This window comes from Polaromonas glacialis (genome assembly GCF_000709345.1).
GTDB classification, from domain to species: Bacteria; Pseudomonadota; Gammaproteobacteria; order Burkholderiales; family Burkholderiaceae_C; genus Polaromonas; species Polaromonas glacialis.
Genome location: NZ_KL448323.1, coordinates 1,679,873 through 1,691,914 on the forward strand (window position 1 = coordinate 1,679,873; position 12,042 = coordinate 1,691,914).

11 protein-coding genes are annotated in these 12,042 nt (G+C 63.8%); 7 read left to right on the forward strand and 4 right to left on the reverse strand.

The window, feature by feature from the left end; translation table 11 throughout:
- Positions 1-80 precede the first annotated feature (80 nt).
- Entirely contained in the window at positions 81-1,499 is a 1,419-nt protein-coding gene (locus tag EC86_RS0108360) for an efflux transporter outer membrane subunit (protein WP_029525210.1), read from the forward strand.
- 171 nt (positions 1,500-1,670) lie between these two features.
- Here the strand turns inward: EC86_RS0108360 and EC86_RS26010 are convergent, their stop codons facing one another.
- On the reverse strand, positions 1,671-2,225 hold the full coding sequence (locus EC86_RS26010) for a septal ring lytic transglycosylase RlpA family protein (protein ID WP_051675789.1): 555 nt from the start codon (positions 2,223-2,225) through the stop codon (positions 1,671-1,673).
- A 139-nt stretch (positions 2,226-2,364) separates the two neighbouring features.
- Here EC86_RS26010 and EC86_RS0108370 point away from each other — a divergent pair, with 139 nt between their 5' ends.
- Together EC86_RS0108370 and EC86_RS27665 are read left to right on the forward strand one after the other, a co-directional pair.
- The gene (locus EC86_RS0108370; RefSeq protein WP_029525212.1) at positions 2,365-4,062 is read left to right on the forward strand and encodes a magnesium transporter CorA family protein; all 1,698 of its coding nucleotides are present in this window, start codon (positions 2,365-2,367) and stop codon (positions 4,060-4,062) included.
- Between the two features lie 105 nt (positions 4,063-4,167).
- Positions 4,168-4,311 carry a DUF3149 domain-containing protein gene (locus tag EC86_RS27665; protein ID WP_198026764.1) on the forward strand — a complete coding sequence of 48 codons (144 nt, stop codon included), beginning with the start codon at positions 4,168-4,170 and terminating at the stop codon, positions 4,309-4,311.
- 98 nt (positions 4,312-4,409) lie between these two features.
- On the opposite strand, the gene EC86_RS0108380 is transcribed toward EC86_RS27665, so the two are convergent.
- Positions 4,410-5,306, reverse strand: a complete 897-nt coding sequence (locus EC86_RS0108380) for a LysR family transcriptional regulator (protein ID WP_332258691.1) — start codon at positions 5,304-5,306, stop codon at positions 4,410-4,412.
- A 181-nt stretch (positions 5,307-5,487) separates the two neighbouring features.
- Here EC86_RS0108380 and EC86_RS0108385 point away from each other — a divergent pair, with 181 nt between their 5' ends.
- From EC86_RS0108385 to EC86_RS0108400, 4 genes are read left to right on the forward strand one after another with little or no spacing between them, the layout of a single operon-like run.
- Entirely contained in the window at positions 5,488-6,453 is a 966-nt protein-coding gene (locus tag EC86_RS0108385) for a Bug family tripartite tricarboxylate transporter substrate binding protein (RefSeq protein WP_029525214.1), read from the forward strand.
- 5 nt (positions 6,454-6,458) lie between these two features.
- On the forward strand, positions 6,459-7,478 hold the full coding sequence (locus EC86_RS0108390) for a 4-hydroxythreonine-4-phosphate dehydrogenase PdxA (RefSeq protein ID WP_029525215.1): 1,020 nt from the start codon (positions 6,459-6,461) through the stop codon (positions 7,476-7,478).
- A 15-nt stretch (positions 7,479-7,493) separates the two neighbouring features.
- Positions 7,494-8,666: an L-rhamnonate dehydratase gene (locus tag EC86_RS0108395; RefSeq protein ID WP_029525216.1), complete on the forward strand. Its 1,173-nt coding sequence runs from the start codon at positions 7,494-7,496 to the stop codon at positions 8,664-8,666.
- Between the two features lie 2 nt (positions 8,667-8,668).
- Complete coding sequence (locus tag EC86_RS0108400) at positions 8,669-9,586, forward strand: dihydrodipicolinate synthase family protein (protein ID WP_029525217.1); 918 nt, start codon at positions 8,669-8,671, stop codon at positions 9,584-9,586.
- Between the two features lie 97 nt (positions 9,587-9,683).
- Here EC86_RS0108400 and glmM read toward each other — a convergent pair whose 3' ends face one another.
- Positions 9,684-11,015, reverse strand: coding sequence for a phosphoglucosamine mutase (gene glmM, locus EC86_RS0108405; protein WP_029525218.1), 1,332 nt, complete (start codon positions 11,013-11,015; stop codon positions 9,684-9,686).
- Positions 11,016-11,161: 146 nt separating this feature from the next.
- Positions 11,162-12,007: a dihydropteroate synthase gene (gene folP, locus EC86_RS0108410; RefSeq protein ID WP_029525219.1), complete on the reverse strand. Its 846-nt coding sequence runs from the start codon at positions 12,005-12,007 to the stop codon at positions 11,162-11,164.
- Positions 12,008-12,042 lie beyond the last annotated feature (35 nt).

Sequence of the window (12,042 nt, forward strand, 5' to 3'; positions counted from 1 at the left end):
CATGGTCGTTCGCCATGGCTGGCGTTTCGCGGCGTCTGGATTCCCGCCTTCGCGGGAATGACGAATTCATAAAGTTACCCATGCGCCCAACACTTCATTCCTGCAAACTCCTCGTTGCGGTCTTGGCCGTGGCGCTCGGCGGCTGCGCCGTCGGCCCCGCCTACCAGCGCCCCGCCACGCCCGACATCAGCAGCTTCAAGGAGGCCGCCGGCTGGGTTCACGCCGCGCCGGCCGATGCGCTGGAGCGCGGCCCCTGGTGGTCGCTGTTTGGCGACCCGGTGCTGGACCAGTTGGCCGCCCGGGTCGATGTATCCAACCAAAACGTCGCCGCCGCCGTGGCCGCTTACGCGCAAGCGCGCGCCGTGGTGCGGGAGCAGCGCGCCTCGCTGTTTCCCGTGGTCTCGCTCAATGGCGGTGCCAACCGCTCGCACAGCAGTTCAAGCAGCAGCGCATCCGGCAGCGGCGGGCGCACCGGCAACAGCTATGACGTCAGCATCGGCGGCAGCTGGGAGCCCGATGTCTGGGGCCGCCTGGGCCGCGTGGTGGACAGTGCGTCGGCCAGCGCGCAGGCCAGCGAAGCCGACCTGGCGTCGGCCCGGCTGTCGGCGCAAGGCGAGCTGGCCGTCAATTACCTGACGCTGCGCCAGGTCGATGCGCAAAAAACGCTGCTTGAAGGCACCCTCGCCGGTTTTCAGCGCAGTCTGGAAATCACGCAAAACCGCTACACCGCCGGCATCGCGGCCAGGACCGATGTGCTGCAGGCGCAGACCCAGCTGGCCAACGCCCAGGCCGACGACGTCGGGCTGCTGCGCCAGCGCGCCCAGCTGGAGCATGCGCTTGCGGTACTGGTGGGCGAAGCGCCGGCTGATTTTTCCGTCGCCCCGAAAGCCTGGAAGCCGTCGGTGCCTGAAATTCCGGTCGGCATTCCGTCCACCCTGCTGCAGCGCCGCCCCGACATTGCGTCCGCCGAGCGCGCCGTGGCCGTGGCCAACGAACAGATCGGCATCGCCCGCAGCGCCTATTACCCCAGCGTGTCGCTGGGCGCCTCGTATGGGCTGGGCGCCAGCCGCGTGGCCGACCTGTTCAGCGCGTCCAGCAGCGTCTGGTCGCTCGGCCTGTCGGCGGCGCAGGCGCTGTTCAACGCCGGCGCCACCACCGCGCGGGTGCAAGGCAGCGAAGCCGCGCATGCGCAGGCAGTGGCGCGTTACCGGCAAACCGTTCTAACCGCCTTTCAGGGTGTTGAAGACCAGCTGTCCGCCACCCGTGTCCTCCTGACCCAACAGGATTTGCGCCGCCAGGCATCCGAAGCCGCCGACCAGGTCGAGCAGCAGGTGCTGAACCGCTACCGCAGCGGCCAGGTCAGCTACACCGAGGTCATCACCGCGCAGGCCACCGCGCTGAGCGCGCGCCGCGCGCTGGTGCAGGCCCTAGCCGACCGCCAGACCACCGCCGTGGCCCTGATCCAGTCGCTGGGCGGCGGCTGGCAGGCGGGGCGGTGACGGTCTTGCCTCTTTGAAGGAAGTGTGCTCAATGGCTGAATGACACGGCAGGAAAGCGAAGGGTATCCAAGATTTATTGCTACTGAATTTATAGCTGCCAGCACATACCGGTCATGCGCAATATGCCTATTTGATGCTAAAAATTCGTTCGCTGGCTAAAACCAGTGCGTTCTAACGGCGGAAAGCCGGCTTGCGCGCGTTGCCGTTCTTTGCCGCGACGCCGGGCTTCACGCTGCCGTCAGGCACCGGCACCGCGATGGGTTCAACCTTGACTTGGGCCACGCCGTCGCCCTTTGCAATTCCAATCTTGCGCGCCGTGGAAGGCGACAGGTCCACGATCCGGCCCTTCACATGCGGTCCACGATCCTGGATGGTCACCTTCGCGCTCTGGCCGGTTTCCAGGTTGGTCACCCTGGCGGTAGTGCCCAGCGGCAGGGTCTTGCTCGCAGCGTTGTCGCCATGCGGGTTCATCCTGGTGCCATCGGCCATTTTTTTGCCGGTGAACTTTTTCGCATACACCGAGGCTGTTCCTACGCGTTGGTGGCCCGACAGGTCAGGCTTCGCTTTAACTTTCGGGGAGGACTTGGCGTGTGGCGGCGACGGTGCAGAGTGCGCTGCGGCCTTGCCTGCGGCGCGTGCATCGGGTCCGAGTCCGGCAGCGCAAACGACGACGGCGCACAACGGCCACCAGCCGGCAAGGCGCTGCAAACAGGATTTCAAAGACATTTTTTAATCCTTCCTGAAGGTCATGGCGCCCGTGTTGACTGGCAGGCCACCGGAGCGTGATGTTCGCCGTAAAACAATGGCAGCATGCGCCAGGCAGCCTGGCAAGACAAGCCGCCAGCCGCACCTTTAAACTGCGGCAATGCCGATTTCACCCTCCACCCATTGCGCCCCAGACGCTGCCAGCCCAGCGAAACCGGCCGTCCGGCATTTCCGCCAGGCGCTGCTCTGGCCCGTGCGGCTGATGCCCAACACGGACGCGAAGCGCCCGCACCAAGCCCCCTGGCAAGTGCTGCGCGAACTCGGCGATGCATCGCCCTGGCGCGAAGAGGTCGAGGAATACACCGGCCACGACGTCGAGGGTTTCCAGGAACGACACTACAACGAATTCGTCAGCTTTCTGCCCTATGTGCAGCGCTTTCTCTATGGCGAAGGCCGCTCGCGCAAGCAAGCGGCCGGCAGCCCGGGCAACGAAGGCGATTCGCCGATGCGCACCTTCCGCCGTCGCGACATCGCAGCGGTGCGGCTGGTGGCGCACCCCGGCGACGCGCCCGTCACGCTCACGGTGGCGCATTGCGACCTGTATTTCTTTTTCGACGTAGACGTGGTGCTGCTCAACCTTGAAGTCTTTACCGACCACCTGAGCCTGGCGCAGGCGCAGGAACTGCTCTACCGATTTGGCCGCGCCTTTCCGGCGGGCTGGGACGACCAGGGCGCCGCCCTGCACTGCATGACCAGCGTCGAGTGGCTGGCGGCCGACGGCAGCGTGCTGGCGCGCTCGGACGCGCAGCAGCGCGGCGCCTTCATCGCGCATGTCGCCCAGCACCGCGCGCCGCGCATCGCGGCGCATTGGGACTTCGTCATGCAGCCGCTGGTCAGCGACCATTCCGACGCGCCCGGCCTGCTGCGCTATCGCCAGATCGAGTACTACCGGATGCCGGTGATGGCCTGGCTGGCGCTGGAAGATCCGCGCCGGCTCACGCGCAACGACTTCATCCGGCTGGCGCTGGTGACTGGCGCCGGCACGTCGGACGTTGACCTGCCCTACGCCGAGCAGCATGTCGCCGATTTCGAGCAGCGCTTTTGCTACGACCGCTTCTGGTCCGGCGCCGGCGCGGCCCCGAACACGCGCTACCTGTGCAACGGCCATGCGCTGGTCGTGGTGGGTGATGCGCGCTCGGCGTTTTTTTGCGACAGCGAGCGCGGCGTGCTGGCGCAGTTCCGGCACCAGCACTTCCTGCTGTTCCTGATCGCGCATTTCCAGAAAGCCGCCCTACTGATGTTCTCGGACCAGCTGGTCGAGGCGCTCAAGCACCTTGACATTTACAGTGTCACGAGCGTCAAGACGTTCAAGCGCCTGATCCGGTCGAGCTTCGAGCGTTTCCTGCGCTTTACCCACCGCTACTGGTTCCACGAGATTTCCGAGCAGGCACAGGTGCGCGCGCTGTCGCACCTGTGCACCACGCACCTGGGGCTGGACCCGCTCTACAACGAGGTCAAGGAGCGCATTGCCGACATGAACACCTACCTCGACGCCGACAGCCTGCGCCGCCAGGCCAGCACCGTGGTGCGCCTGACCGTGGTCACGCTGTTTGGCCTGATCGGCACCATCACCACCGGCTTTCTCGGCATGAACCTGCTGGCCGAGGCCGACGCGCCGCTGTGGCGCAAGGCAATGTGGTTTGGCATCGTGTTTGTACTGACCAGCTGGCTGACGCTCTACACCCTGGTCAAGTCGCAGCGTCTTTCGGACTTCATCGATGCGCTGTCCAACGACCGCCTGAGCCTGCGCAGCAAGCTCGGTGCGCTGGCGCGCGTGTGGCGGCCGGGGTCGGATTGACTATTCAGCCCTGAAAACCGTCTGCAACGCCCCACTGTTGACCTGGATCAGAATATCCTTAGAGCGAATGGGGGATAGTCGATTCAAACAAAGGGAGCGACCACCATGAAACTGCTGACTGACCTTTTTTCCACCGACTATGGCTTGATGAGCATCAGCGGCATTGTGTTCATGATGGGCATGGGCGTGTTCTTTCTGCGCCTGTTCATGGGCAAGATGAAGCACGACCCGACGGCACCCCAGAAGTAAGCCGCCACTGCGCGCCTGGCGCTGCCACTTGAAGCCAAAACTGGCACTTTGCGCAATATCAGCGGGCGTTTAATGCTATCAAATATAGAGCATCTTACTTAACCAGCGGGTGCCTGTTCCCGCCGATGCAGTGCCGCCAGAAAAAACCGCGTGGCATCGCTCAGCGGCCTGTCCCTGCGGGTGATGGAGCCAAACGACTCCATCTTGTGCTGGATGGGGCATGGCAGCACCCTGAGCAGCCCGTGCCGCGCGTAGGTGTCGGCAATCGACAGCGGCACGACGCCGATCATGTCGGTTTCGGCAATCAAATTGGTCGTCGTCAGGATGGACGCGGTTTCGATCAGTCCCCGGGGCAAAGGCGCCTGCTGCATCCTGAACTCCTGCTCCAGCACCTCGCGCATCGGGCTGCCGGTAGGCTGCAATATCCACGGGTAGCCCAGCAGGCTGGCGAACGGCACTGACTTCTTGCTGGCCAGCGGGTGATGGATGCCCACGACGACGGCCAGCGCCTCGTTTTCAAGCGGCGTGAATTCATTGCCAGCCCACTGCTCGCCGCGAATCCGCCCAATCGCCACGTCCAGCACCCCTTCTTGCAACAGTTCGAACAGGCGGTCGCTGGTGTCCAGCGTCACATCAATCGACAGCAGCGGGTAGGCTTTTTTCAGCGCGATGATGGCTTGCGTCAGCAAGGTCGGCGACGGCGCCATGATGCTGCCCACCGACAGCCGGCCCGAACTGCCCAGCTGCAACTCGGCCAGCTCCCGCGTCATCGACTCGATGGAGCCGCGCAGGCCGCGGAAATGGCCCAGCACGCTGCTTCCTGCCGGCGTCAGCTTCTGGCCGCGCCCGACCCGCTCGAACAATTTTTGCCCCAGCGCCGATTCCAGCTCCTGAATCATCTTGGTCGCGGCCGGCTGCGTCATGCCCAGTTCGCCGGACGCCTTGCGCAAGGTGCCGTGTTCGCCCACGGCCAGGATCAGCGCAACCTGTCGCATGCGCAGGCGGTTGAGAAGCTGGGGAATTGGCGATGGGTGTGGCATGACGGGCTGGCGCGATGCGCCTGGTCGATTGATTACTGCAGCTTATCAAATAATCAATTATTTTGAATTTACGACAAGTGTCCGCATCCCTACCATCACCTCATTCATCGACAGCCCACGATCCGGAGACAAACCCATGAAACTTTTTCCTGCATTGCTGGTGGCGGCCTGCGCCCTCGCCTGCCAAACCCATGCCGCCGCCCAGCAGGACTGGCCGGCCCGGCCGGTCAAGATCCTGGTCGGTTCAGCCCCCGGCGGCGGCACCGACGCCATGGCGCGCGCCGTCGCCGACCGGCTGGGGCCGCTGCTCAAGCAGCCGGTGGTGGTCGAAAACCGCCCCGGCGCGTCCAACACGCTGGCCGCCGATGTCACGGCCAAGTCCACCGACGGCCACACGATGGTCATGGGCGTCTCGACCGCGCACGCGATTGCGCCGCACCTGCTCAAGCTCGGCTACGACAGCGACAAGGACCTGGTGCCGGTGGTGTTCGTCGGCGCGGTGCCCAATGTGCTGGTGGTCAACAACGCGCTGCCGGTCGATTCGGTCCCGTCGCTGGTCAAGCTGGCCAAGGAAAAGCCCGGCCAGCTCAATTACGCTTCCAGTGGTTCCGGCAGCACGCAGCACATCGCGGCTGAACTGTTCAAGGACGCAGCGGGCATTTTCATCACGCACATTCCCTACCGGGGGAGCGGCCCGGCACTGATTGACCTGGTTGGCGGCCAGGTGCAGCTGAGCTTTGACACCATGCCCGCTGTCATCGGGCAGATCAAAAATGGACGTATCAAGCCTCTGGCCGTAGCCAGCGCCAAGCGCAATCCGCAACTGCCTAACGTACCAACCATGGCGGAAGCCGGCCTTAAAGGCGTGGAAATGAATGCCTGGTACGGCATCTATATGCCGTCGTCCACGCCCAAGGCGGTGCAGGATCGCGTTTTCACCGAAGTCACCAGGGTGCTGGCCATGCCTGAGACGCAAGCCCGGCTGGTCGCCATCGGCGCCGACCTGACGCCCATGACGCGGGCGCAGTTCGCGGAGTTTCACGCGTCTGAAAACAAACGCTACGGCGAGCTGATCGCGCGTAAAAACATCAAGCTGGACTAAAAACCATGACAACCCAAAGCAAACCCGTGGTGGCCCTGACCCTGGGCGACGCGGCCGGCATTGGCCCCGAGTTGATCGCCCGGCTGCTGGGCCAGCCCGGCATCACGGACAGCGCCAACATTGTGCTGGTCGGCGATCCGTGGCTGTGGCAGGACGGCCAAGCCGTTGCCGGTCAAACCGTCGCCACGCAGGCCGTTTCGACATTGACCCAGGTGCGCGGCCGCGCCGACCAAAGCCTGCCTGCCTTCCTGGCCATCGAGACGATCCGGCCCGAACAGGTGCAGCGCAGCCAGGCGCAGGCGGCATGCGGCGCGTCGGTGCTGCAGGTGCTGAACCTGTGCATGGACGGCGCCAAGCGCGGCGAAGTCGATGCCATCTGCTTTGCGCCGCTCAACAAGTTCGCCATGAAGCTGGGCGGCCTCAAGCATGAAGACGAACTGCACCACTTTGCCCAGTACCTGGGCGTGACCGGCTATTTTTGCGAGTTCAACACGCTGGGCGACCTGTGGACGGCGCGCGTGTCGTCGCACATTCCGCTCAAGAATGCAGCAAGCATGCTGAGCAAGGAACGCATCATGGACGCCGCGCGGCTGATCTACCGGTCGCTGCAGGCCAGCGGCACGGCAAATCCCAAAGTGGCGATTGCCGCGTTCAACCCGCACGGCGGCGACGGCGGCAGCTGCGGTCGCGAGGAAATCGACATCATCGCGCCGTCCGTTGCCGAATTGCGCGCCAGCGGATTTCCGGTCGATGGCCCGTTTCCGGCCGACACGATCTTTTTAAAGGCACGTGACGGCCAGTACCAGGCCATCGTCACCATGTACCACGACCAGGGCCAAATCGCCATCAAGCTGATGGGTTTCAGCAAGGGCGTGACCGTGCAGGGCGGCCTGCCGCTGCCCATCACCACGCCGGCGCACGGCACGGCGTATGACATCGCGGGCAAAGGCCTAGCCGATGTGAACGCCACGCTCAACGCCTTTCACATCGCCTGCCGCATGGGTGCGGCACGGCTTCATTCCTGAAGAAAAGTCATCATCATGAAAATCAAATCAGTTCGCGCGCGGGTCTTTGAATGGAAGGGCAAGACCGTTCCGCCCCAGGGCAACTTCTGCTCCAACGCCATGGACCTGGTGTATTCCAACACCGAGTCCATGAGCACCTTCCGTTTCCATTCGTGGACCGTGGTCGAGATCGAGACCGACGACGGCATCATCGGCCTGGGCAACGTGGCGCTGGCGCCAGCAATTGCCAAGGCGATCATTGACCAGTACCTCACGCCGCTGGTGCTGGGCCAGGACCCTTGGGACTACGAATACCTGTGGCAGCGCATGTACCGCGCCACCCACGCCTGGGGCCGCAAGGGCGTGACCATGGCGGCGATTTCGGCGATTGACCTGGCGATCTGGGACATCCTGGGCAAGTCGGTGGGCAAGCCGGTGTTCAAACTGCTGGGCGGCCGCACCAAGGAAAAAATCCCGGTCTATTATTCCAAGCTCTACCGCACCAACCTCGATGAAATGCAGGCCGAGGCGCAAAAGTACAAGGACGAGGGCTTCACCGCCTTCAAGATGCGCTTTGGCTACGGCCCGGCGCACCTGCAAAAGGGCGTGGCGGAAAACCTCAAGTCGGTCGAGGCGATCCGCGAGGTCATCGGCTACGACAACGATTTGATGCTCGAGTGCTACATGGGCTGGAACCTGGAATACGCCAGGCGCATGCTGCCCAAGCTGGAAAAGTTCGAGCCGCGCTGGCTGGAGGAACCGGTGATTGCCGACGACATCGACGGCTACGCCGAACTCAACCAGTTGTCCAGCATCCCGATATCGGGCGGCGAACATGAGTTCAGCCTCTACGGCTTCAAGCAGTTGCTGGACAAAAAAGCCGTGTCGGTGGTGCAGTACGACACCAACCGCGTCGGCGGCATCACGGCGGCGCACAAGATCAATGCGCTGTGCGAGGCCTACAGCGTGCCGGTCATTCCGCATGCCGGCCAGATGCACAACTACCACCTGACCATGAGCACGCTGGCTTCGCCAATGAGCGAGTATTTCCCGATGTTCGATGTCGAAGTGGGCAACGAACTGTTCTATTACATCTTCGACGGCGAGCCGGTCGCCGAGAACGGCTTCGTGCAGCTTGACGACGACAAGCCCGGCCTGGGCTTGACGATGAAGACCGAGTTTCTGGACCAGTTCAACATCATCGAGTGAGCATGCACGCACGCTACAAGGGCGTATTCCCGGTGGTGCCCACCACCTTCACCGAGTCAGGTGAACTTGACCTGCCCAGCCAGCTGCGCTGCGTGGATTTCATGATTGACGCAGGCTCGACCGGGCTGTGCATCCTGGCGAACTTCTCGGAACAATTCCTGCTGTCGGACGACGAGCGCAAGGTGCTGACCGCCGCCATCCTCAAGCATGTGGCCGGCCGGGTGCCGGTGATCGTGACGACCACGCATTTCGGCACCCAGGTCTGCGCCGAGCGCAGCCGGAGCGCGCAGGACATGGGCGCGGCCATGGTGATGGTCATGCCGCCCTACCATGGCGCCACCTTGCGGGCGAGCGAGGAAAAGATTTACGAGTTCTACGCCGCGCTGTCCGACGCCATCGACATTCCCATCATGATCCAGGATGCTCCGATGAGCGGCACGCCGCTGTCGGTGACTTTCCTGGCGCGCATGGCCCGTGAAATCGAGCAGGTGTCGTACTTCAAGATCGAGACCGCCGGCGCCGCGTCCAAACTGCGCGAGCTTATCCGCCTGGGCGGAGATGCGATTGAAGGCCCGTGGGACGGCGAGGAAGCCATCACGCTGCTGCCCGACCTGGACGCCGGCGCGACCGGCGCGATGACGGGCGGCGGCTACCCCGACGGCATCCGCCTGATCATGGATGCGTACACCGCCGGCAACCGCGAGGAAGCCGTTGCCCAGTACACGCGCTGGCTTCCGCTCATCAACTACGAAAACCGCCAGGGCGGCATCCTGACCGCCAAGGCGCTGATGAAAGCAGGCGGCGTGATTGACTGCGAAGCGCCCCGCCATCCATTCCCGGTCATGCACCCCGAGGTGCGCAAGGGCCTGCTGGAGACCGCGCGCAGGCTCGACCCGATGGTCCTGCACTGGGGAGAATGAACGGATAGCGAATCGCTATGCATTTAATAGCTATACATGCCCAGCAATGCCGCGCAAAAGGCTTATTTCATTCAAGAAATAGCCCGGGCACGCTGGCTCAGGACCGTATCGTGTCGGCCACCCGCTCGGCGCAGGCTCTGGCCTGTTCGGCATCGCGCGCCTCGACCATCACGCGCAGCAGCGGTTCGGTGCCGCTGGCCCGGATCAGGATGCGGCCAGTGTCGCCCAGTTCGATCCGCACCGCTTCGGTTTGCGCCGCCAGTTCCGTGCTGTCTTTCCAGTTCTGGCCAGGCTTGAGCCGGACATTGATCAGGATTTGCGGAAACAGCACCACATCCGACAGCAGTTCCGACAGCGTCTGCTGGCTGCGCACGCAGGCCTGCAGCACCTGCAGCGCGCTAACCAGGCCGTCGCCGGTGGTGTGCTTGTCCAGCGCCAGCAAGTGGCCGGAGCCCTCGCCTCCCAGCAGCCAGCCACGCCTGTCCAGTTCTTCAAGCACATAACGGTCGCCCACCCTGGCGCGCACGAACTCGACGCCCTTGGCTTTCAGCGCCACTTCCACCGCCATGTTGGTCATCAGCGTGCCGACGGTTCCAGGGACGTTCTCGCCCCGGGACAAGCGCTCGTTGACCATCAGGTACAACACCTCGTCGCCATTGAACAGCCGGCCCTCCGCGTCCACCATCTGCAGGCGGTCGGCATCTCCGTCCAGCGCAATGCCGTAATGCGCCTTGTTGGCGCGCACGGCGGCCACCAGTGCGGCCGGATGGGTCGCGCCGAAACCGGCGTTGATGTTGAGGCCATCGGGCGCGCAGCCGATTGCGATCACCTCGGCCCCAAGCTCATGAAACACCATGGGCGCAATCTGATAGGCCGCGCCATGCGCGCCATCGACCACGATCTTCAGGCCCTTGAGCGTCAGGTCGCTGGCAAAGGTGCTTTTGCAGAATTCGATGTAACGCCCGGCGGCATCGTCAAGCCGGCGGGTTTTGCCCAGTGACGCCGAATCCGCCCAGACCGGCGGCTCGTCGAGCGCGGCTTCCACCGCCGACTCCCATTCATCGTTGAGCTTGGTGCCCTGGGCGCTGAAAAACTTGATGCCGTTGTCTGCAAAGGGATTGTGGCTGGCGCTGATCACCACGCCCAGGCTGGCGCGCTGCGCCCGCGTGAGGTAGGCGACGCCGGGCGTGGGCAGCGGCCCGAGCAACACCACGTCAACGCCGGCTGAATTGAAGCCGGACTCCAGCGCGCTTTCCAGCATGTAGCCCGAAATCCGGGTGTCCTTGCCGATCAGGACGGTTGGGCGCGCCTCGGTCCTGCGCAGCACGCGTCCCACCGCGTGGGCCAGACGAAGTACGAAATCAGGTGTGATGGGAGCCTGCCCAACCGTGCCGCGGATGCCATCGGTGCCAAAGTATTTTCTTGTCATGAAGTTGATTCTTGAAGTTGTTTTGCAGTGTTCAGTCAGGGATAGCCACGGCTTTGGACTGATTTTATGGCCGCCTTTTGGGCCTGGACGGTTCGGTTGCCATTTATTGTGCACTGCAACAATCAGGCGCCCGATGCCTTGGCGTGTCAACTGGCGGCTTTCCAGACTTTCAGCGCCTGGACGGTTTCGCGCACGTCATGGACGCGCACGATACGCGCGCCGCGTTCGACGGCGAGCAAGGCGGCCGCCACGCTGTGCACCATGCGCCCCTCCGGCGAGGCCGTTGCCGGGTCATCGCAGACCGACGCCAGCGATGACTTGCGCGACCAGCCTGCGAGCAGCGGATAGCCGGCCGCCAGGAATTCACGCTGGCGTGCCAGCAGGGCAAAATTTTGTTCGACGGTTTTGCCAAAACCAATGCCCGGATCCAGCACGATACGGGATTTTTCGACTCCCAGGGCTTGCAGGTTTTGGGCTGCCTGCTCCAGAAATGAGAGCACCTGAGGAAGCACATCGCCCTGCATGGGCGTTGCCTGCATGGTTTGCGGTTCGCGATGCATGTGCATCAGGCAGACACCGCAGGCCGCATGCGCCGCCACGGCCTCAAGTGCGCCAGGCTGGCGCAGCGCCCAGATGTCATTGATGATGTCGGCGCCCAGATCAAGCACGGCGCGCATGACCTCGGGCTTGTAGGTGTCCACCGAAACCGGGACGCCCAGCGTGACCGCATGGCGGACTACCGGCAGCACGCGGGCCAGTTCCTGCGCCAGCGGCACCGGCACGGCGCCAGGACGCGTGGATTCGCCGCCGATGTCCAGCAGGTCGGCGCCGTCGCGGACCTGCTTTTCACAATGGGCAAACACGGCTGACAAATTGTCCGTGGCGGCGTAGTAGTTTCCGCCATCGGAAAATGAGTCTGGCGTGGCATTGACAATGCCCATGACGCGGGGTTGCGACAGGTCCAGTTGAAAGCGCGCGGTTTGCCAGATCACAAAAACTCCTTGTCGGTGACGACGGGTCGAACGAT